This window comes from Oscillospiraceae bacterium (assembly GCA_031265355.1).
Lineage (GTDB): Bacteria > Bacillota > Clostridia > Oscillospirales > UBA929 > JAIRTA01.
In genome coordinates, this window is record JAISCT010000001.1 from 17,339 (window position 1) to 39,135 (window position 21,797).

The window sequence follows — 21,797 nt, forward strand, 5'->3', positions numbered from 1 at the left end:
CTCCATCCTTTGGATTCTTAATTTCCCTACTGATTGCCCGCACACGCCCGGCGCCCGGACCGGTTTTGCGCTTTGAACCGTCCGGCGGCACACATCTGCTCCCGGGCATTTTCCCGGGTGATGTCCGTGACGGTGAGTCCGCCCAGCAGGCGGGCGATCTCGTCGACACGGCCGTCCTCATCGAGGCACGCCACCTCCGTAAGGGCGTGTGCGCGCGTCACATCCTTGCGGATGCCGAAGTGCGCATCGGCCATCGCGGCAATTTGCGGCAGATGGGTGACGCACAGGACCTGCCGGTCCCGCGCGAGCAGAGCGAGCCTCTCGGCCACGCGGCCGGCCGCCCGGCCGGAGACGCCGGCGTCGATCTCGTCAAATACCAGAGAGACCGTCTCGTCGCTTTCCGCCAGCACATGTTTGAGCGCCAGCATAATGCGCGACAGCTCCCCGCCCGAGGCGACGCGGGTGATGGACTTTGGCGGTTCTCCCGGATTGGCCGAGAGCAGCAGCCGCACCTCGTCGGTTCCCCGGCTGCGCAGCGCATCGTCCCCCGTACGCGGCGCCGTCTCCACAAGAAACGAGACCCCAGCCATGTCAAGACCGGCCAGCTCCCGCTGCACGCGGCGCGTCAGCGTTTCCGCCGCGGCGCGGCGGTCCTTTGTCAGGTCGGCGGCCAGCGCGATAGCATGCGTTTGGGCGCGCCAACGAGTCTCCTCCCACGCCTTCAGGGTCTGCCCGGCGGAAAGAAGTCCGTCCAGTTCCTCCCGGCAGCGTGCGCCATAGGCGGCGACATCCGCCGCGCTGCCGCCGTACTTCTGTTTCAGACGGTACAAAAGATCCAGTCGTTCCTCGACGGCCGCGAGCTCCCCCGGCACATCCTCCGCCGCGTCGGCGTGCGCATCCACATCGCGCGCCGCGTCCTCGACCAGATACCCAAGTTCCTCCAGCCTGTCACGGATCTGCGCGTACGCCGCCTCAAGGTCGGCAATGTCCGCCAGCGCCCGCGCAGCCGACGCCAGCTGGGAGGCCGCGCCCGGGGCCTCATCGTCCCCCAGAAGGCAGAGACGGACCTGTTCCAGGCCGGCCTGGATCCGGCCGGCGTTGCGTAGCACCCGCCGCCGCGTTCGCAGAGACGCCTCCTCCCCTTCGCCAAGCCGGGCCGCCTCGATCTCCTCGCAGCAGTAAGCGAGATGATTGATGCGGCGGGCCCGCTCCTCCTCGCTCATCCGCAGTCTGTCACATTGTTCTTCTATTTTTTTCCATTCATCGAAGGCCGCTCGATACGCATTGACCTGCGCCTCCAAGCCGGCAAAGCGGTCCAGCAGTATGAGGTGGCGCTCCTCGGACAACAGCGTCTGGCTGTCGTGCTGGCCGTGGATCTGCAGCAGCGCCTCCCCCAGACGCCGCAGCAGCGACACCGTAGCGAGCCGCCCCGCCACGCGGCAGACCTGTCGGCCGTCCGCGGTGATCTCCCGCTGGATCAAGAGCTCCGTCTCCGTACCGAGGTCAAATCCGTTTTCCCGCAGCAACGCGCGCACCGGCGGCGCGGGGTCGTCAAACAGGGCGCTGACCCGGGCCGCCGCGGCCCCGGCGCGCACCAGTTCCCGCGAGGTACGCAGCCCGATGACGGCCCCCAGCGCGTCGATGACGATGGACTTCCCGGCACCCGTCTCCCCGGTCAACACGTTGAGGCCGGCCCCGAAGACAATCTCCGCCTGCTCAATGACGGCAATATTTTCAATGTGCAGAAGCGAGAGCACGGCGAATACCCCCTCCCGGCCGCAAAACGCGGCCAGACCGTCTATCTACGCCAGAATCGTCTGTAGGCGGCGGCAAAGCGTCTCGGCTTTTTGGTTGTCCTTGAGGACGAGAAACGCCGTGTCGTCTCCGGCCAACGAACCTACGAGATCGGGCAATCGCATGGAATCGAGCGCCGAAGCGGCGGCCATCGCCACCCCCGGCATGGTCTTGAGTACAACGATGTTCTGCGCCTGCTCATAGGAGAGCACACTTTCACAAAAGATCGTGCGAAAACGGTCGGAAAACACGGGGTCTCCCTCCCCTGTGGGCAGGGCGTACTTGTAACGCCCCCGGCCGGTCGGGGATTTCACAAGCCGAAGCTCCTTGATGTCCCGGGAAATTGTGGCCTGTGTGGTGTTGTATCCGAAAGTGCGCAGGCGGGTGGAGAGCTCCTCCTGCGTCTCAATGTCCTCGGCCTCGATGATCTCCAGCAGTTTCGCCTGTCGGCTGAATTTCACGGTATCCATCCTCCCGCTTACTCACACTTCGTGGGTACCTCCAACAGCGCCGCGCTCGGCGCCTGGGCATCGTATCACGGCGGCCTGCGCAATTTCCGGTTGAGATGCTCGTAAAAACCGTACGCCTTGACACGGATCAATGTCGTATGCGACGGTGCCCGGCCGATCGACACCTCGTCGCCCGGCTGCAGAGGCAGCGACGAACCGTCCACGGTCAAGAAGGCGGGGTTTCCGGGCTTTGGTCGCAGCGTCAGACGGCGGCCGGCAGAAAACACAATGGACCGCGCAAACAGTGCATGCGGACAGAGCGGCGTGACCACCAAGCCGTCGGCGGCAGGTTCGATGATGGGCCCGCCGGCCGACATGGAGTAGGCGGTGGACCCGGTTGGCGTCGCCACAATGATACCGTCGCCGAAAAAGCCGAGAATCAGCTGCCCGTCCGACAGCACCTCCAGCGGGATGACGCGTCCGGTCAGGCCGCCGGTCAGCACAGCGTCGTTCAGCGCCAGCGCCTCCTCGGCCACAAGACCGCCACGCAGCACCTCCACCCTGAGCATCATGCGCCGGTCCCGAGAAAAGCGCCCCGCCAGCACCTCCCGCAGGAGCGGCAATTCATCGGCCTCTAACTCCGTCATGAACCCCACGCGGCCCAGGTTGACGCCCAAAATCGGGATATCCGCCTTTGATGCGGCCTTAGCCGCATGGAGAATTGTGCCGTCCCCCCCAAGCACGACGATACAGTCGGCTCCGCGCAGGGCCTCCGCCTCCGGGCACACCGCAATGTGCGGCGTGTCCGGCAGTCCCGCCGCACAGGTCTCCGGCAGTGTGACCGCGGCGCCTGCGGCACGGCACAGCGCCGCCACCGCCAAGGTGGCCCCAAACCCTTTGTCTCGCTCTGGGTTTGGATACAGGGCCACTTTTTTCATCTCTCCACCCCACAACCGGAAATTATGGACCGCATCCGCGCGCGTCAACCGCCCAGTTGGGCGTGGGCCTCGGCCACTGCGGCCTCAAGATCGGCGGCATCGGCCGCCGCACCGCGCACCAAAAAGGCGAGGTACTCGATGTTGCCCTCCGGACCCTTGACCGGCGAATGAGAGAGACCCCGCACGGCATATCCGCACCGGGCGGCCGTCTCCAGAAAGCCGGCAAGCACCGCCCGGTGCACCGCCGGGTCGCGCACGACGCCCTTTTTGCCCACCTTGTCCCGCCCGGCCTCAAACTGAGGTTTGACAAGGCAAACGGCCCGTCCGTCCGGCTTCAGGAGCTGCGCCACCGGCGGCAGCACCAACCCCAAAGATATGAAGCTCAGATCCATCACAGCGATGTCCAGCGCGGCGCCGATCTGTTCGGGCGTCACATAACGGATGTTCGTGCGCTCCATAACGACGACGCGCCCGTCCCGCCGCAGACCCCAATCGAGTTGTCCGTATCCGACGTCCACGGCCCACACGCGCGCCGCGCCGCGCCGCAGCAAGCAGTCCGTGAACCCGCCGGTGGACGCACCGGCATCCAGCGCCAGCATGCCCGCCACATCGATCTGAAAGACCGCCAGCGCCTTGTCCAGCTTCAAGCCGCCGCGGCTGACGAAACCGATCGGGTCGCCCCGCACTTCCACCGCGGCGTCCGTCCGCACCGTGAGGCCGGGTTTTTCCTCTTTGCGCCCCTCCACATAGACCCGCCCGCTCATGATGGTCGTGCGGGCGCGCTCGCGGCTGGGGCAGAGACCGCGTTCGAAAAGCAACGTGTCGAGCCGTTGCTTGGCGTTCACAGCGGCACCGCCCGGAGGATACGCGGCCCCACCATCCGCCCAATAGACCGCGCGATGCCCTCCGCGTCCAGCCCGCACAGATGCGCCAGCCGGTCAGGCGCGCCGTGCGTGATGAACCGGTCGCCCAGATTCATCAGCAACACCCCTGACGGCGCGGCACCGTGGGCGGCCAGTGCGGACAACAGCCGGTTTCCGACGCACCCCTCGTGCACACAGTCCTCCACCACGGCCAAACGGCCCGTCTTCTGCAGCGAGACGGAGACGGCGCCCATGTCCAGCGGCTGTAAAGAGGCAAGCTTCAGCACATCGGCCTCGATGCCGGCCGCGGAGAGCCGCTCAGCGGCCTCAAGCACTGTAGAGATCATTGCTCCGTAGGTAACGATCGTCAGCATTGACCCCTCTCGAAGCTGGACGGTATCGAGATGGCAGTCGCTGTAGTGGCTCTCCCCTTTTCGGGGATACCGGATGGCGACAGGCCCCTCCTCTTGCAGCGCCGCGGTCAACATGGCGCGCAACTCGGCAAAGCTAGCCGGCGCCCACAACTTGATATGAGGGATATGCGTCAAAAAAGCCGGGTCAAACACGCCGTGGTGCGTCTCTCCGTCCTCGCCCACGAGCCCCGCGCGGTCCACTGCGAAGACCACCGGCAGCTTCTGCAGCGCCACATCGTGCAGAATCTGGTCGTACGCGCGCTGCAAAAAGGTGGAGTAAACGGCGCAGACGGGGCGCATCCCCTGTTTGGCGAGACCGGCGGCCATCGTCACCGCATGGGCCTCGGCGATGCCCACATCAAAGAATCGCTTTGGGAACTGCAGCGCAAACTCGGACAGTCCGGTACCGTCCTTCATCGCCGCCGTGACGGCGCAGATCCGCTTGTCCGTCCGCGCCAATTCGCACAGAGTGTCGCCGAAGACATCCGAATAGCACCAGGCGCGGCTGCCAAGCTCACGGCCGGAGAACACATCGAAGCGCTTCACGCCGTGGAAAGCCGATGGATCCGCTTCCGACGGGACATACCCGCGCCCTTTCTGGGTAATAAGATGCAGCAACACGGGGCGCCGCATCGCGCGCGCCACCGCGAGCAGGCGGGCGACGGTCTCCACGTCGTGCCCGTCCGTGGGCCCCAGATAGACAAAACCCATCTTCTCAAACATGGATCCCGGCAGAAAGGAGTTTTTGACGGCCGTCTTGAGATTGTGCAGGCAACGGTCCACCCGGCGCCCACCGGGCAGCGCGCCCATGGCCCTGTGATAGATCTCTTTGAGTCGAAAATACTGCGGCTTCAACCGGAGCCTGGACAGGTGCCGGGCCACGCCGCCGACATTTTGGGAGATCGACATGCCGTTGTCATTTAAGATGACGACCAGCGGTTCCTCGCTCTGCCCCGCGTCGTTGAGCGCCTCATAGGCAAGGCCGCCCGTCAAGGCGCCGTCGCCCAGCAGCGCCAACACGTCGTAGGTCTCTCCGCGCAACGTGCGCGCCCGGGCCATCCCAAGCGCGGCCGAGACCGAGGTGGAGGCGTGTCCGGTGGCAAACGCGTCGTGCGGACTCTCATCCGGCTTAGGGAATCCGGCGAGACAACCGTAGGAACGCAGACCGGCAAAGGCCGTCCTGCGATCCGTCAAAATCTTGTGCGTATAACACTGGTGCCCCACGTCGAAAACAATGCGGTCACGCCGTGTGTCATACACCCGATGCAGCGCCACCGTGAGTTCCACCGTCCCCAGATTGGAGGCCAGATGCCCCCCGGAATCAGCCACGTGGTAAAGCAAAAAGTCCCGTATCTCCTGGCAAAGCTGCGGCAAAAGCGCTTTGTCGAGCGCCCTCACGTCCTTGGGACTGTTGATTTTTCCCAGCAGGTTCATCCATGATTACCGCCCGTCGTTGGATTTGCGAAAGATTCGGAAAAAGAGATACAGCATCCGCCCAAGCATGTGCATGATCCTCGTACTCTGCCCCATGCCGACAGATTTGCCCACAGCTTTGCCGCCCACCGTGAGTGCGGCCACCAGACCGGACACGATGAACTGCGTAATCACAAGAGAAACGCCGAGATCCTCGACTACCAGCAGCGCGACCACTACGGAGGTAGTGCCGCTGATGATCCCGCAGATATCCCCCACGACGTCGCTGCAAAAATTGGAGACCTTGTCGGCGCGGCGAATCAGCCACAGCGCCTCCTGCGCGCCCCTCACCCGCCGGGAGGACATCGAGTGAAAAGGCTTTTCCGAAGCAGTCGCCACGGCCATGCCCACGATGTCGAACACGATATTTAAGAGGATAAAGAGCAGCAGCACCGGCACGGACACCGAGTAGCTCACATCTTCGAGCACCCGACCGGAGACAAACGACAGTGCCATGGAGATCACAAATGTCCACAGTACGATGGTGATCGCCCAACGGAGGTGATCCCGCCGGAGCAGACCGCGCCTGCGGCGGCGGCGCTGCGGCGTGAGGGGCGCCCGGCCCGGCTGTTTCTGTCTGCTCAAAACGCTGACCCTCCACAGACAAGGTGACGGCGCCCGCACGGGCCGTCTGGATATCGTCGCACACATCGTACACAAAGGCGCCTCTCACCGCTTCGTGCCGCATCCGGCAGAAATGCCGGATGCGAATCGCCCAATTGTTGAGGCAGCACGGGAAGTAAATCTTACGGCTTAGGTTCGGTTGGTTTTCCCAGCGGCGTACCCCCTGTCGCCAATCGGGCGGTTTCCCTTTGAACGCCGTTCCGCCGCGTTGCCGCCGGCGGGACCGAATTGCCACTGAGTCCGTACTGCAATCCCTCTCGTGCCCCCGAAAGACAGTCTAGGTGTTTTCCACCACAGGACGGTCGGCTCTTAGCCTCTTTTGCAGACATGGTTTCAGAGAGCCCGGCGCATACGCGCCGAAAGCGCCCCTCCTTGGCCCAGGAAGGTCCGTTCTACCCCTCATCCGCCGCTGTCCACGCAAGGCAGGCTACTCTGCACACAGCACAAAACAGCACCGCATTGCAGGTTTCACCCTGAGTCGTAGGCGGCTTTCGTCTCCTTCCGCCTCCCACAAGAACAGGTCTCCACGGCAACCGGGTGGTCGGCCACATGCCATTGCGGCCCGCCCGAAAGCCTTAACCCCCAGCACCCACCCCACACTGGGCGTATGCAGCAGGCACCAGGGACTTCATCGATATGCCCTTCAACGGATTTTTAGGCCCGTCTTGGGAACCGCCGGCTCTGACTAGAATACTGCGTCTCAACCATTGTGCGATTACTTATTGTACCACAGCACGGGGAAATAGGCAAGTGCGCATTCACCGGCCATTTGCGTCAAAAATCCTACAAAAATCCGCAAGAAAAAAGATTGACAACAAAAACTGCGGTCTGTTATGATGAATTATCTTTTGCGAAAGCCGTGAACAAAAGACATCTGAGAAGAAAGACTGACAGGAGGAAACAACATTGAAGAAGAGCAGAAACACACGCATCCTCTCCCTGGTGGCCACCCTGGCCGTACTGGCGACGCTCACCGCCGCACTGTTGGCGCCGGCCGCCGCCGCGGCCGAAGACAAGATCACCATTACGCTAAACGGAGCCGTCGTCATCCCCCGTGACGCCGACGGCAACGAAGTCCTCCCTCTCCTGCGCAGCGGCAGCACATACCTGCCGGTGCGCGGCGTCGCCGGTCTGCTGGGTCTGGCGGTCGACTGGGACGGCGAGACCCGGACCGTCTACCTGGGTGACAAACCCGATACGCCCGTCTCAGAGGCGCGTGAAGGCGGTTTGATCACCCTCTGCTTGCACGGCGCCGTCTCCGTGCCCCGCGACATCGACGGAAACGCCGTGGAGCCCTTTATTGAGGGCGGCTCCACCTTTTTGCCGGTACGCGGCATCTCGAGCCTGCTGGGCCTCTCGGTCGACTGGGACGGCGAAACCAGGACCGTCCTGCTCCTGAGCGCCTCGGCGCCGGCTCCCTCCGAGTTCGCCGCGGATACGGACAACAAAATCCCTTACGACACCGCTCTCACCATCGAAGGCGCCGCCGGTGTAGAGCGGGCCGCCGACCACAAGGACTCCCCCTATTTCCATGCGCTCGACTACTACCGTATGAAGTCCGGCGGCACCCTGACGCTGCTGGAAAATTTCAAGACACAGCAACAGACCACCGAGTGGACCTGCGGCACGTCGGCCGCTCTCATGGTTCTTGAGTATTACGGCCTGCGCGGCACGGAGAGCGACCAGTCGCTGGTGCGTCTGCGCGGCAAGGACCAGCCGGGGTACTCCTCGCTCACGCACATGCGGAACATTTTCGAGAGACTCGGTGGTTTTGCGTCGGACCATACATACAACTACGCAAACACCGACGACATCACCCAGGCGATGCTGCTGGATTTCCTGAAACGAGATATCCCCGTCATGGTCGAGTGGTGCGACTGGAACGGACACTGGCAGGTCATCATCGGCTACGACACCATGGGTACCGCGAACGAGGCTGACGATGTGCTGATCCTGGCCGATCCGTACGACACCTCCGACCACTGGCAGGACGGTTACATCACGATCAACGCCGAACGTTTCTTCTACACTTGGAGCAATACCTATCCTTTCGACGACGGCGGCAAAGACAAACTCTTCCTCGCCGTCTGGCCGGCAGACAGATGATCGGGCTCCACTTTCATCAAAAAGACTCTTGACCGCGGCGAGCAAATGTGGTATAGTAAAGTTTACCTGTAAAGGGTTCTTTTTTTGATGGGAAAATTTCGGAGCCGCCGGCAACGTGCGGCCTCCTCTCCGCTTACAGAAAGGATGTGTTTCTCATGCGCGTGAAAATCACCCTGTCGTGTACCGAGTGCAAGCAGCGCAACTACAACACGATGAAAAACAAGAAAAATGACCCGGATCGCCTGGAGATGAACAAGTACTGTCGTTTCTGCCGCAAACATACGCCGCACAAAGAATCCAAATAAGACCGCCGCGCCGCGCGGCATAGACGACGCCCGGGGCTCTCCCGCGGCTTCCAATCAAAACGGGTGGGTGAGAACATGTCTGAGACCGACAACAAAAATGGCGACCTCCACAGCGGCGCCGACAAAAAGCCCGAGGCAAAGAAAACTGCCAAAAAACGCGCGCCCAAGGGCCAGGGCCGTGTCGCGCTCTGGATGCGCGAGATGCGTTCCGAGCTGAAGAAGGTCGTCTGGCCCGCACCGAAGCAGGTGCTAAACAACTCGACCATCGTCATTGTATCCGTTATCCTGATCGGCGGCATCATCGCCGTGTATGACCTGTTGGCCAATCGCCTGCTCACCGCGGTGATCGGCCTCTTCCAGAGTTGATCTGCAATGTCTGAGAATGCAAAGTGGTTTGTGGTGCACACTTACTCCGGTTACGAGAACAAGGTGGCCGCCACGATTGAAAAAGCGGTGGAAAACCGCAAGCTCCACGACCTCATCTTAGCCGTCAGCGTCCCGACGCACGAGGTGACAGAGATCACTGACTCCAAGCGCAAGACCGTGGAGCGCAAGATCTTTCCCGGTTATGTTCTCGTCAAGATGGTCATGACGGACGAGAGCTGGCACGTTGTACGCAACACCCGCGGCGTGACCGGCTTTGTGGGCCCCGGTTCGAGGCCCGTACCGCTGACCGAGCAGGAAGTGGCCGCTCTCGGTGTGGAGAAACACGAAGTCGTCGTGGCCTATGCGGTGGGCGACAGCGTCAAAATCATCGATGGACCGCTGGAGAACTTCATCGGTCTTGTCGAGGAGATCGCGACGGACAAGAATCGCGTCCGTGTGGTTGTGTCCATGTTCGGCCGTGAAACGCCGGTGGAATTGGAGCTCGATCAGGTCGAGCCCATGGTCTCTTAACTTTTTTCTCGCGTGGGAGGGGCGCTCCGCCCCGTGGCACGGAACTACGCGCCCGGCAAAACAGCTTGGCGCCGCCGGCCGCACCACAACACGACAACAGGAGGAACAGATGAAATGGCACAAAAAGTAGTCGGCTTTATCAAGCTACAGATCCCCGCGGGCAAAGCGACGCCCGCGCCGCCCGTCGGCCCCGCTCTGGGCCAGCACGGCGTCAATATCATGGGCTTTACAAAGGAGTTCAACGAGCGTACAAAGAACGACATCGGCCTCATCATCCCGGTGGTCATCACGGTGTACGCGGATCGTTCCTTCTCTTTCATCACAAAGACGCCGCCCGCCCCCGTTCTCATCAAGAAGGCCTGTAAGATCGAGTCCGGCTCCGCCACACCTCACAAAGACAAAGTGGCGACGCTGTCCAAAGAGGACATGCGCAAGATCGCCGAGACCAAGATGCCAGACTTAAACGCGGCCAACATCGAATCGGCCATGCGCATGATCGCCGGTACGGCGCGTAGCATGGGCGTTTTGGTGGAAGAGTAAGGGGGGACGAGAGATGTTTCGCGGAAAGAAATACAAAGACAGTGCCAAACTGATCGAGCATATGAAGCTCTATGACGCCGAGGACGCGCTGACGCTGGCGATTCAGACCGCCAAAGCCAAATTTGACGAAACGTTGGAGATCCACGTGAAGCTCGGCGTCGACTCCCGCCATGCCGATCAGCAGGTGCGCGGCTCTATCGTTTTGCCGCACGGCACCGGTAAGGTCCGGCGTGTGCTTGTCTTTGCGAAAGGTGACAAAGCCAAGGAGGCGGAGGCCGCCGGCGCCGAATTTGTGGGCGCCGAGGAGCTGGTCGCTCGGATCACCGGCGAGAACTTCTTTGACTACGATGTCGTCGTGGCCACGCCCGACATGATGGGCGTCGTCGGCCGTCTGGGTAAGGTGCTCGGTCCAAAGGGCCTGATGCCGAACCCAAAGGCCGGCACCGTGACCATGGACGTGACCCGCGCCATCGGCGAGATCAAAGCCGGTAAAGTCGAATACCGTCTCGACAAAACCAACATCATCCACTGCCCTATCGGCAAAGTCTCCTTTGGGCAAGAGAAGCTAAGCGAGAACTTTCAGGCGCTTCTCGGCGCCATCATCCGTGCCCGTCCCGCCGCCGCAAAGGGGCAGTATATCCGCTCCTGCGTCGTGGCCTCCACCATGGGGCCGGGCATCAAAGTCAACGCCGCCAAAATGGCGTAACCAAAACCGCGTCAAAGGGCATTGGGAAACCAATGCCCTTTTTCATAATTCAACTGTTACGAAAGGTTTGTGGTGAGATGACGGCCCCCAAAACCGGCGTTTTGCTGGTCGACGACGACGCAATGATCACCGAGGCCGTTGCCTCGTTTTTCGAACACCACGGTTTTCGTGTCTTTACGGCAGGCAACGGACGGCAGGCGCTCACACTCTTCGACCGGGAGAACATCGCGCTCGTCCTGCTGGACCTCATGCTGCCGGATCTCTCCGGCGAGGATGTCTGCCGGGCCCTCCGGCGGCGCTCGCGCGTACCCATCATCATGCTGACGGCCAAGGCCGGTGAGGACCACGTGCTGGCGGGCCTCGGCCTCGGCGCGGACGACTACGTCACAAAGCCCTTCAGCCTCAAAGAGCTCCACGCGCGCGCGCAGGCCGTGCTGCGCCGGACACGCGGCGATCTGCTGCCGCTCACCGTGAAAAACTCCTTCGGCGGCGGCGACCTCGTTGTCGACTTTGAGAAAAATCTCGTTTTAAAAAAACAGGCGCCCGTCGCGCTGACGCCCAGTGAGATCAGACTTTTGTCGCTCTTCGTCCGCTGTCCCGGCCGGGTGTTCACGCGCGCGGAGCTCATCGAGAAGGCGCTGGGCGACGAATTCGACGGTTACGATCGGGCCATCGACAGCCACATCAAAAACCTGCGGCAAAAGATCGAGGACGACCCCAAGGCCCCGGTCTATGTACTGACTGTCCACGGCTTGGGCTACAAATTTGCCGGGGTGTGACGCACCCATCTTAATCAGGTTCGAGGTGAGGGATATGGGTCGGAGTCTGCAGGCACGGCTGTCTTTGACCATCGCACTGGCTGTACTGCTCACGGTGGCGCTGATCAGCTTACTGGCCAATCTGTTGATCAGCCGTCGGTTTGAAAATTACATCATGCGACAGCAGAGCGTCCGGACGGCGGATATTGTGGAAAACATCCTCCACCAGTTCAACGGCCTGACGTGGGACACGGAGGCCCTCCACGCGGCGGGCATGTACGCTTTGTATGACGGATATATCGTCAAAGTGTACGACAAAGAGGACCGGCTGGTCTGGGACGCGGAAAACCACGACATGACGCTGTGCCACCAGGTCATGGACGAGATCTCTCAGCGGATGGAAAAGCGCCGTCCAAGCGGCGGGCAGTTCGTCACGCGGGACTACCCGCTGCTGCACGACGGCCGCCCGGTGGGCAGGACCTCCATCGGTTACTACGGACCGTACTTTTTGAGCGAGAACGATTTCCAATTTTTGTCAGCTTTGAATGAGATTCTCGTCTCCGTCGGGCTTTTTGCCATGGCCGTGGCGTTTGTCATCGGCGGTCTTCTGGCCCGGCGCCTCGCGCGGCCCATCACCAAGACAGTCGATATCACCAAACAAATTGCCGAGGGCAACTACGCCATCCGCTTCGAGGAGCGGACCAAGACCCGGGAGCTGAGCGAACTGGTCGCCACCGTGAATCATCTCTCCGTCGCACTGCGGCGGCAGGAGACGCTGCGCAAACGGCTCACCGCCGATGTGGCCCACGAACTGCGCACGCCGCTCGCGGCGGTCGGCGCGCACCTGGAGGCCATGCTCGAAGGCGTGTGGGAACCCACCGCGGCGCGTTTGAGAAGCTGCCATGAAGAGATCCGCCGCCTCGGCACCCTGGTGCAGGACCTTGAGTGTCTGGCGCAGGTCGACAGCGACAACACGCATCTCGACCTTGCGCCGGTGAACTTGCTGGAGGCCGCTCGCTCGGCAAGCGAGAGCTTCTCGGCCGCGCTGCGGAACAAACAGCTGACGCTCACGGTGGAGGGCCCGGCCGTCGCCGTCCTCGCCGACCGCGACCGGCTCAGCCAGGTAACGACGAATCTGCTCTCAAACGCAGTAAAGTACACGCCCGAGCAGGGGCGCATCCGTCTCACGACGGCGGACCTCGGCACACAGGGCGCTCTCTCGGTGGAGGACACCGGCCCCGGCATCCCGGAGACCTCTCTCCCGCTGCTCTTCGAGCGGTTTTACCGGGCGGACCAATCCCGCGCGCGGGAGACGGGCGGTGCAGGCATCGGACTCGCGATCGTGAAGTCCATCGTAGAGGCTCATCAAGGGACTGTGACGGTGGAGAGCCGCCCCGGCGAGGGCAGTCGTTTCACTGTCACTCTGCCCAAGCCGGCGCTGTGAGGCAGTCCCACGTCTTGTCTTTGGCCGTGGGATATGATATGCTTTCGTCAGCGGGCAAAACAAACCAGGGGGACAAAAAAATGAGATATTTCAACATCGCCGGCCCCTGCAACCGGGAAAAACATTATATGATAGAGGCGTCTTCCCGTCTTCACGGCGTGGATCGACTGATTGACATGGAGCAGTATTTTGTCATCCACGCGGCGCGCCAGAGCGGGAAAACGACTTATCTCAGAGATCTGGAGCAGCGGCTCAGCACAAGCGGACGCTGTTACGCACTGTACTGCTCGTTGGAGACGGCGCAGGGCGTCACCGATCCGGGTCATGGGATACCGGTCGTTTTTGACTGCATAACGCTTGCCCTGCAACGCTCCACCATTCCCTTCGTATATGACGAGCGATATGAAAAAGAAAAGGCAACCCGGCCGTTGGTCGCGCTCAACATCTTTCTGACGGACTTGTGCAAAAGCCTGGACAAACCATTGGTGATTTTATTTGATGAGGTCGACTGCCTGAGCGGAGATGCGTTGATCTCGTTTCTGCGCCAATTGCGCATGGGCTATAACGAGCGTAGCACCAGCCCCTTTGTACGCTCGATAGCCCTTGTCGGGATGCGCAGCATCCGCGACTACAAAGCGAACATACGCCCGGAGAGTGAATCCCTTGGTTCCGCGAGCCCGTTTAATATTGTGACAGAGTCGCTGACATTGGAAAATTTTACTGAGCTCGAAATCAGCAGTCTCTATCGGCAGCACACCGATGAAACAGGGCAAATATTTGAAGAATCATCCGTTGCACTGATTTACCAACAGACCCGAGGACAGCCATGGCTCGTCAACGCCATTGCTCGTGAAGTGATTGTTGAAACGCTACAATCTGACTACACAAAACCGGTCACCGTCGATCTTGTCGAGGCCGCCATTCAGACAATCATCCTGCGCCGGGATACGCACATTGACAGCCTATTGGAGCGGCTAAAAGAGGCGCGTGTACGGAAGGTGATAGAACCGATCATCATGGGCGAGGACGTCTTAGATCGTCTTTCAGATGATTTTCAATATGTTCAGGACCTGGGACTCATCAGCGACGCAGGCGGGCGATTGGCGCCGGCCAACCCCATATACGCCGAGGTCATCGCCCGCACACTGACATACACCGCACAGCGGATTTTGACGGAAAACAACGACATATATCAAATGCCCTGCTATATACGTGACGGACGCATAGATATGGACGTTCTGATGCGCGACTTTCAGCGGTTTTGGCGAGAAAACAGCGACATTTGGACAAAACGGTTCGACTACGACGAGGCGGCGCCGCACTTGATCTTGATGGCGTTTTTACAGCGCGTGATCAACGGCGGCGGACAGATCATCCGCGAAATGGCGGCGGGCCGCGGACGCCTGGATTTGTGCGTCGTCTATGAGGGGGCAAAATATCCGCTGGAGCTCAAGCTGTGGCGCGGGGAAAAGAGCAGAACGCAGGGCATCGAACAGACGCTGCGATACATGGACACCTGCGGCACCACAGAGGGCTGGCTCGCCATTTTCAACCGCAGCGCGAGCGCGGCATGGGACGACAAAATTTATACAGAGAAAGAGATCGTCGACGGGAAAACGGTCACCATTGTGGGACTATAGCGGTTCCGGCGGCAGAAAAAAGCGGCGCACCAGCCCTGCAGCCGGTTTGACCCAGAAGGGCTCCAGCGCCCGGGCGACCCGGGCAAGTTGGGCCGCAATGGGGATGTTTTGCGGGCAGTGCGCCTCGCAGCGCCCGCAGCGCCGGCACAGAGACGCGTAACTCGGCGTCTTGGGGAGAACGCCGGCCGCGATGAGGTAGCGCGGAATCGCGCGGCTACGCCCCACGAAGGCGCTGTCGTTGTACCAGGCGAAACAGTGCGGGATATCCACGCCGGCGGGGCAGGGCATGCAGTAGCCGCAGCCGGTACAGAGCACCCGGAGACCCTCGTGCAAAACTGCCGCCGCCGACCGGCAGGCCGCGCGCTCCGGCTCGCTCATCCCGTGCGGACGCGCATCGGAGGCAACTTTGATGTTCTCCGCCGCCTGATCCCCGGTGCTCATGCCGGAGAGGACCGTCAGCACCTCGGGGTGGTCCCAAACCCAGCGCAGGCCCCACTCGGCGTCCGAACGCGTAGGTTCGAGCGCACGAAAAGCGCACGTCGCCGCCTTGGGCAGGCCGCCGGCCAGCCGGCCGCCGCGCAGTGGCTCCATCACAATGACCGGAAGCCCCCGCTCGTGGGCGTAGGTGAGCCCCGCCGTCCCGGCCTGATGGTGTTCGTCCAGATAGTTGTACTGAATCATGCAGAAATCCCAAGGGTACGCATCGACGAGCGCGCGAAACGACGGCAGCGCGCCGTGGAAGGAAAAACCGATGTTTCGAATGCGCCCGCACCGTTTCCCGGCCTCGATCCACGCCTCCAAACCGAGCGCCCGGAGCCGCTCGAAGGCGCCGATGTCGGTCAGCATATGCATCAAATAATAGTCGATGTAGTCCGTCCGCAGCCGCGCGCACTGCGCGTCAAAAAAACGGTCGAAGTCGGACGGCGACCGGGTGAGGAATGTGGGCAGCTTGGTGGCCAGCTTCACACGCGCCCGTGCGCCGCCCGAGAGGATCTCCCCCAGCGCCGCCTCACTGCCCTGATAAATATAGGCCGTATCGAAATAGTTGACCCCGCCCTCAATAGCGGCGTGCACCATCTCCGCGGTACGCGGCAGGTCAATCGACCGCCCTTTGTGCGGCAACCGCAGACAGCCAAAACCGAGTTGGGAGATCTGGTCCCCATTTTTTGGGTTTTCCCGGTATCTCATACTTCCTCCGCCTCCGCCCCGGCCGATCGGTCCGGCGCCGCCGGACTGCCGACCGCCGACAGGAACATGGAGACCACCATCAGCGCGGCGCCGGCCAAAAACGGAACCGTGAGCCGATCATAGCCGGTAAGGACGGAAAACAGCACCGCGAAGATCGACTCCGTACACAGCACGACCGCCACGGCGGCGGCGGGCAGCCGCGCCTGCACAAAGGTCTGTACAAAGGCGGAGAGCCCCGTCGGAAACACAGCCAAAAACAGGAGACCCGGCCACGCCTCGGCCCAGGGGACATCCGCCGCGAAGGGCCGCTCCCACACGAGGGAGACAAGCAGAGACAGCGCCGACGCCGTGAGCAGCTGGACGGCGGTAAAATTGACCGGGTGGACCGAGGGAGCGTACTTTCCCAGCAGTACAATCTGCACTGCAAAAGCCGCCGCGCAGACCACGCTCAGCAGGTCGCCTGCGTTTAGTGAAAAACGCTCAAAAAGCACGTTGGAGATCAGCAAAACGCCCGCAAAGCTCAGCGCCGCCGCAAACAGCGGCCGGGCGGTCCAGACACGCCGGACCGCCATCAGCAGCAGAGGCACAAAGATCACATAGAGTCCGGTGAAGAGCCCGTTCTTCGCCGGAGTGGTGATACCCGTTCCGATTGTTTGAAATACGTACGCCGCGAATGTGACGACCCCAAGCAGCGCGCCGTATTGAAGTTCGGCGCGCTGAAACCGGGCCTGCCCACCGAGCAGCCGGCACGGCCGCAGACCCAACAGGAGCGCGCCGCCGAGCAAAAAGCGCAGGCCCAGCAGGAGAAACAGCGGGAACCCCCCTGTGAGCAGCTCCTTGACGGTGATAAAGCTGTACCCGAAGACAACACAGACGAGCAGCAGCAGTGTGAGGTTGACGGCGCGCGCCGCGCTCTCACGCCTCATGTGAGCAGCGTGCCCAGAACCTTCGCCATCTCCTGCCGGGTGATGGACGACTTCGGGCGGAAATTGACGCCGTTGCCCACCATGATACCCTCGTAGAACACAGCAGCGATATAGGGCCGGTAGGCGGCGGCGGCGTATGTGAGATCCCCGACAGTGAAGGCTCCGGCCGCCTGGGCGTCCTGCGCCGCCTTTGTGTCGAGTCCATAGAGACGCGCGACGGCGGCGGCCACCTCCTCGCGGGTGGCGGCGTGTTGTGGCCGAAAGGCGCCGCCTGGCGCATCCAGCAGGCCCGTCTCCGCTGCGTAGAGGGCGGCATCCCGGTACCAGGCCCCCTCCGGCACGTCGCCGAGCGCAACGAAACTTCGCGTCAACGTCTCATCCAAGCGGGAGAGAATCATGGCCAGCTCCGCCCGCGTCACCGGAGCCAGCGGCCGAAAACGCCCCCCGGATCCGATCAAAAGGCCCGCCTCGTGGGCACTTAACACCGGGCTCCGCGCCCAGTCGGCGATCTGGCCCGCGTCGCTGTAGAGAGCGGCCAACGCCGCCCCGGTGTCCGGCGCCGCCGGATCTGTCTCCGGCACAGCCGGATCCTGTATGGAATCTTTGGCCGGCTCCTCGGCTAGGTCCCCGACGGCCGCGGTTACGACGGCTGGGCCAAGCTCCGCTGTCATCCGCGCCACAGGAGCGGGCGCGCACAAAAACACCACCGCGCCCAGCAGCGCGGCCCATCGGTACATCAATTTCAAACAGAATCCTCCTCTGACAATATGCTACCATCATATACGGCCAGATAGAAAAAGTCAATTCCCACGGCGTGTATCGCGGCCATGCCGCTTTGGTGTGGACCGTCAGGCAAACAGAAGAAAAGCCCGCTCTCCTATAGGAGAGCGGGCACCGACTGTCTTGATGGAGTCTCAGCGGGGTTCGGGCGGATCAGAGGATCCACTCGTCCACCGTGGCGACGAGTTTTCCGATCTCCGGCTTGGAGAGCTGCGCGTTTGCGCCCAGTTCCTCTCCCTTGAGCCGCATGGCTTCATCGATGAGGGACGAGAAGATGATGACCGGGATTTGGCTGAGCTCGCCATCCTCTTTGATGAGCTTCGTGAGCCTGTGACCGTCCATTTTTGGCATCTCGATGTCGGTGATTACACAGCTCACCTTCGAGCGGATGGCCCCGTCCTGGGTCTTCAACGCCTGCAGCGCGTCCCAGGCCTCCTGACCGTTGGCGAAGGCCATAACGTTCGAATAGCCCGCCGCGTCCAATGCCTCCAGCATCATCTTCTGCAGCAGCGTAGAGTCCTCGGCCATGATGATCGGCTGCTCGCTGCGCTCCCGCGGACCCAGGCGCTGGATCTCCGCCATCTGGATGCCGGACTGGGGGCTAATGTCAAACACAATCTTTTCAAAGTCGATGATGGTGATCAGTCGGTCATGGAACTTGGCGATGCCGGTGGCAAGCCCCTCCTGACCGCCATAGATCGTGCTGTCCGGCTTCTCGATCTCGTTCCACGAGATGCGGTGGATCCCCTCGACCGTGTGGACGTGGAAGGCCACGTTCATCTTGTTGAAGTTCGTGATGATGAACATGTCTCGCTCGAAGTCGTCGCGGTGCGACAGCCTCATGTAGGAGGCAAGGTCGATCACCGTGATGATCATATTGCGCGGTTTGAAGACGCCCTCCACGTCCGGGTGCGAATTCGGCATAGGTTTGACGGGCGCGTACTTCATGATCTCCGTAACCTTAGCCACATTGATGCCAAAGATGTTGCCAGCAATGGTGAATTCCATAATTTCCAGCTCATTGGTCCCGCTCTCAAGCAGGATCTCTGTACTGGTGGGAGCTGTCTGTGCCAAATCCCTCGCCTCCTCAGCGTTTCGTCTCGCCGGCAATGCGCCTCCACACCACTATATCTTGTGGTTTCCACAAGATATAGTGTGTCTAAACGCCGCCGCACGGGACACTTTCGGCGTCATATCACCCTTTATATCGGTAGATTGCCCGGCGTTCTTTAGCATATGAGACGAAAGAACAGGCCGCCATGACAGGGTTTTTCCCGTCCCGGCGGCCTGCCTGTTTGTGTTGCAGGCGTCTCCCCGGACTACGCGTGCTCCGCCGCCGCGCGCCCCGCAGCGATTTCTTCTTCAGAGATCGGAAATGCCCGCAGCAGCACATGCTCGAACTGCGAAAGCGCATAGTCGAGCTGTTCCCGCGTATGGGTGGCGGTATAGCTGGTGCGCAGGATCGCCTCGCCCACGGGGACGGCGGGCGACACCACCGGGTTCACATACACGCCGCGCTCCAGCAGCGCGCGCGTGATGCGGAAGGTGCGCTCGTCAAAATAGGTCAGAATCGGGATGATAGGCGCCACAGAGTCGCCGATGGGCAGCCCGAGCTGATCCAGCCCCCGGCGCATGTAGTCCGCGTTCTCATTGAGCCGGGCCACGCGCTCCGGCTCGGCTTTCAGGATCCGCAGCGCCTCGATCACGGCGCCCACATTGGCTGGCGGCATGGAGGCGCTAAAGATAAACGGCCGGGAGTGGTGCTTTAAATACTCGATGATCTTGGTCTCGCCGGCCACGAATCCGCCGAGACTGGCGAAGGACTTGCTAAACGTGCCCATGTACAGGTCGATCTCGTCCATAAGACCGAAGTGCTCGCCGCAGCCCCGCCCCGTTTTGCCCATGACGCCGACGCCGTGGGAATCGTCTACGAGGATGCGCGCGCCGTACTGTCGAGCCAGACGCACGATGTTCGGCAGGTCGGCGAGGTCGCCTTCCATCGAAAAGACACCGTCCACGACGATCAGTTTCCCCCTGTCCTCCGGGCAGCGGGCCAGCAAACTCTCAAGTTCCGCCATGTCGTTGTGACGGTACTTGAGCGTCTTGCCGAAACTCAGCCGCGCACCGTCCACCAGAGAGGCGTGATTCGTCCGGTCCATATAGAGGTTGTCGTGGTATGAGCAGATGCCGGCCAGAATACCGAGATTCGTCTGAAACCCGGTGGAAAAGCTGATGGCCGCCTCCTTGCCGAAAAATTCGGCGAGCTGACGCTCCATCTCGTTGTGGAGGGAGAGCGTCCCGTTGAGGTAGCGAGACCCGGAGCAACCGGACCCAAAGGTATCCAGCGCCGCCTGCGCGGCCGCGACGACCCTGTCGTCACTGGTGAGCCCCAAATAGTTGTTGGAACCGAGCATCACAGTGCGCCGGCCGTACATCATCACTTCGGCGTGCTGGCGCGATGTGATCTCATGGAAATAGGGATACAGCCCGGCGGCCTTTGTCTCCTCGGCGCGGGTGAAATCGAAACACTTTTGGAAAATATCCACTTCATCTTCCTCCTTGTCTGCCGCTGTGGGCACCGTCTGCACGAGGCCCTGTCGATCGCCGCGCGGCGGCGCGCTTCTTAGTACCTTGTTGCCGCGAAGCGGCAACAAAAAACAAGAATTTGGGTTGTGGGTTGCAGGTGCAACCCACGTTAGCCGGAACGACGCCCCACTTGTCTGACATGCATTTGGGCTCGTGTCTGGGTCATTATATCATTATTGCCCCCGCAAGGCAAGCAAACCTGCCAAAGCGCCAGCGCCCAGACGCCGCACGCGTGGCAGTTTATACAACCGAACCGGCCATCTCCAAAATATGCAACGCGTTTTTCTCATAGATCAGCGCCAGTTCCCGGTCGGACAGCCCCATCGCGTCTACGCGCCGTTTCTCTTCACCCGGATCCCACATTGGATAATCCGAGCCAAAGAGAATCCGCTCGGCGCCGTACAGCCGGATCAGTTCCGCGGCGCGCCGGAGCCCCAAAAACATGATAGAACTTGAGACGTCGAGGTAACAGGATCGTTTCCCCAAATATTCCCGCGCAAGATCAAACAGCGACCAACCTCCGAAGTGAGCGGCAATCACGGTGAGTTTGGGGAACAGATCCAGTACCTTCGCGAGGCGCGCCGGGTGGGAGTATTCATAGCGGTAATCCCCGCAGTGCAGGAGCAGCGGCAGCCGCCCCTGGAGCATGTCATAGATCTCGTACATGCCTTCGTCGTCAATGTAGAAAAGCTGCATATCAGGGTGCAGTTTGATCCCCCTGAGCCCGAGAGAGAGGATCCGGGCAATCTCGTCCTCCGGATGCTCCATGTCCTTATGAAGCGTACCGAAGCCGGCAAGCTGCGGATTGACTCGGCAGACCTCCGCCGTAAAATTGTTGATACTCTCCACCTGGGCCGGGACGCCCGCCACCGGCAGGACCACAAATCGATCCACTCCGCCCCGGCGTCCGCACGCCAGCAGGTCCTCAACCGTGCCCGCGCCCTGGACCGTGATGGAATAAAATTTAGCCACGCTGTCGACCGCCCTGCCGGCCACTTTGTCCGGATAGATATGCGCATGAAAATCAATGACCATACCGCCGCTTCCTTCCCCCTATCTCGCCGCATCCCGCGCAGAGCCCGGGGCAAGCTGAGGAATTATATCACACCGCCCGTCAAAAGTCGAACAAAAAGTTCGGCGGATTGGATTTTGAGCCTCTTACCGACGATGACAAGTCAACGCAAATCCCAAAATAATCCATATTCGCCGCTGTGGTCGGGTACTCCACGTCGTCGCCGGAACCGCAGACTTAAGGTGTGTTTGAAAAACAGGGGATTGTAAAAAAGTGCACAAAAAGGTAAAATACAGTCAACGAAATGGGCGAGGTGAAGGGAATGCGTCGTTATGAGTTGACGGACAGCGAATGG

Annotated in this window: 21 protein-coding genes; 9 read left to right on the forward strand and 12 right to left on the reverse strand. The window is 61.4% G+C overall.

All coding sequences use genetic code 11. The features are described 5' to 3' along the window. Positions 1 to 26: 26 nt before the first annotated feature. The 6 genes from recN to LBK75_00150 form a co-directional block, all read right to left on the reverse strand. A complete protein-coding gene (gene recN, locus LBK75_00125) occupies positions 27 to 1,757 on the reverse strand; it encodes a DNA repair protein RecN (GenBank protein ID MDR1156702.1) in 1,731 nt (576 codons plus the stop codon). A gap of 45 nt (positions 1,758 to 1,802) precedes the next feature. Beyond that, a complete protein-coding gene (gene argR, locus LBK75_00130) occupies positions 1,803 to 2,255 on the reverse strand; it encodes an arginine repressor (GenBank protein ID MDR1156703.1) in 453 nt (150 codons plus the stop codon). A gap of 74 nt (positions 2,256 to 2,329) precedes the next feature. After that, entirely contained in the window at positions 2,330 to 3,181 is an 852-nt protein-coding gene (locus LBK75_00135; protein MDR1156704.1) for an NAD(+)/NADH kinase, read from the reverse strand. Positions 3,182 to 3,225: 44 nt separating this feature from the next. Beyond that, complete coding sequence (locus LBK75_00140; protein ID MDR1156705.1) at positions 3,226 to 4,026, reverse strand: TlyA family RNA methyltransferase; 801 nt, start codon at positions 4,024 to 4,026, stop codon at positions 3,226 to 3,228. After that, positions 4,023 to 5,891 (reverse strand): 1-deoxy-D-xylulose-5-phosphate synthase, encoded by a 1,869-nt coding sequence (dxs, locus tag LBK75_00145; protein ID MDR1156706.1) that lies wholly within the window; start codon positions 5,889 to 5,891, stop codon positions 4,023 to 4,025. The genes LBK75_00140 and dxs overlap by 4 nt, the downstream gene beginning before the upstream one ends. 6 nt (positions 5,892 to 5,897) lie before the next feature. After that, positions 5,898 to 6,515: a hypothetical protein gene (locus tag LBK75_00150; protein MDR1156707.1), complete on the reverse strand. Its 618-nt coding sequence runs from the start codon at positions 6,513 to 6,515 to the stop codon at positions 5,898 to 5,900. Between the two features lie 945 nt (positions 6,516 to 7,460). On the opposite strand from LBK75_00150, the gene LBK75_00155 reads away from it, so the two are divergent. From LBK75_00155 to LBK75_00195, 9 genes are all read left to right on the forward strand, one after another. Next, positions 7,461 to 8,660 carry a hypothetical protein gene (locus tag LBK75_00155; protein ID MDR1156708.1) on the forward strand — a complete coding sequence of 400 codons (1,200 nt, stop codon included), beginning with the start codon at positions 7,461 to 7,463 and terminating at the stop codon, positions 8,658 to 8,660. 155 nt (positions 8,661 to 8,815) lie between these two features. Further along, positions 8,816 to 8,965: a 50S ribosomal protein L33 gene (gene rpmG, locus LBK75_00160; GenBank protein MDR1156709.1), complete on the forward strand. Its 150-nt coding sequence runs from the start codon at positions 8,816 to 8,818 to the stop codon at positions 8,963 to 8,965. A gap of 75 nt (positions 8,966 to 9,040) precedes the next feature. Next, complete coding sequence (gene secE / locus LBK75_00165; protein ID MDR1156710.1) at positions 9,041 to 9,331, forward strand: preprotein translocase subunit SecE; 291 nt, start codon at positions 9,041 to 9,043, stop codon at positions 9,329 to 9,331. Positions 9,332 to 9,337: 6 nt separating this feature from the next. After that, positions 9,338 to 9,862 (forward strand): transcription termination/antitermination protein NusG, encoded by a 525-nt coding sequence (nusG, locus tag LBK75_00170; protein MDR1156711.1) that lies wholly within the window; start codon positions 9,338 to 9,340, stop codon positions 9,860 to 9,862. Between the two features lie 114 nt (positions 9,863 to 9,976). Beyond that, positions 9,977 to 10,402, forward strand: coding sequence for a 50S ribosomal protein L11 (gene rplK, locus LBK75_00175; GenBank protein MDR1156712.1), 426 nt, complete (start codon positions 9,977 to 9,979; stop codon positions 10,400 to 10,402). Positions 10,403 to 10,415: 13 nt separating this feature from the next. After that, positions 10,416 to 11,108 (forward strand): 50S ribosomal protein L1, encoded by a 693-nt coding sequence (gene rplA / locus LBK75_00180; protein ID MDR1156713.1) that lies wholly within the window; start codon positions 10,416 to 10,418, stop codon positions 11,106 to 11,108. A gap of 77 nt (positions 11,109 to 11,185) precedes the next feature. Next, the gene (locus LBK75_00185) at positions 11,186 to 11,887 is read left to right on the forward strand and encodes a response regulator transcription factor (GenBank protein ID MDR1156714.1); all 702 of its coding nucleotides are present in this window, start codon (positions 11,186 to 11,188) and stop codon (positions 11,885 to 11,887) included. A 34-nt stretch (positions 11,888 to 11,921) separates the two neighbouring features. Further along, positions 11,922 to 13,310 carry a HAMP domain-containing protein gene (locus tag LBK75_00190; GenBank protein ID MDR1156715.1) on the forward strand — a complete coding sequence of 463 codons (1,389 nt, stop codon included), beginning with the start codon at positions 11,922 to 11,924 and terminating at the stop codon, positions 13,308 to 13,310. Positions 13,311 to 13,390: 80 nt separating this feature from the next. Next, a complete protein-coding gene (locus LBK75_00195; GenBank protein ID MDR1156716.1) occupies positions 13,391 to 14,950 on the forward strand; it encodes an AAA-like domain-containing protein in 1,560 nt (519 codons plus the stop codon). Here the strand turns inward: LBK75_00195 and LBK75_00200 are convergent. The 6 genes from LBK75_00200 to LBK75_00225 form a co-directional block, all read right to left on the reverse strand. Then, positions 14,945 to 16,138, reverse strand: coding sequence for an aldo/keto reductase (locus LBK75_00200; GenBank protein ID MDR1156717.1), 1,194 nt, complete (start codon positions 16,136 to 16,138; stop codon positions 14,945 to 14,947). The two genes, LBK75_00195 and LBK75_00200, sit on opposite strands and share 6 nt — an antisense overlap. Continuing rightward, on the reverse strand, positions 16,135 to 17,064 hold the full coding sequence (locus LBK75_00205; GenBank protein ID MDR1156718.1) for a DMT family transporter: 930 nt from the start codon (positions 17,062 to 17,064) through the stop codon (positions 16,135 to 16,137). The genes LBK75_00200 and LBK75_00205 overlap by 4 nt, the downstream gene beginning before the upstream one ends. Continuing rightward, positions 17,061 to 17,801, reverse strand: a complete 741-nt coding sequence (locus LBK75_00210) for an S-layer homology domain-containing protein (protein ID MDR1156719.1) — start codon at positions 17,799 to 17,801, stop codon at positions 17,061 to 17,063. Before LBK75_00210 ends, LBK75_00205 begins: the two co-directional genes overlap by 4 nt. A 196-nt stretch (positions 17,802 to 17,997) precedes the next feature. Further along, a complete protein-coding gene (locus LBK75_00215; GenBank protein MDR1156720.1) occupies positions 17,998 to 18,852 on the reverse strand; it encodes a chemotaxis protein in 855 nt (284 codons plus the stop codon). 311 nt (positions 18,853 to 19,163) lie between these two features. Beyond that, positions 19,164 to 20,390, reverse strand: a complete 1,227-nt coding sequence (locus LBK75_00220; protein ID MDR1156721.1) for a pyridoxal phosphate-dependent aminotransferase family protein — start codon at positions 20,388 to 20,390, stop codon at positions 19,164 to 19,166. A 280-nt stretch (positions 20,391 to 20,670) separates the two neighbouring features. Continuing rightward, on the reverse strand, positions 20,671 to 21,465 hold the full coding sequence (locus tag LBK75_00225; GenBank protein ID MDR1156722.1) for an amidohydrolase: 795 nt from the start codon (positions 21,463 to 21,465) through the stop codon (positions 20,671 to 20,673). Between the last annotated feature and the right edge of the window lie 332 nt (positions 21,466 to 21,797).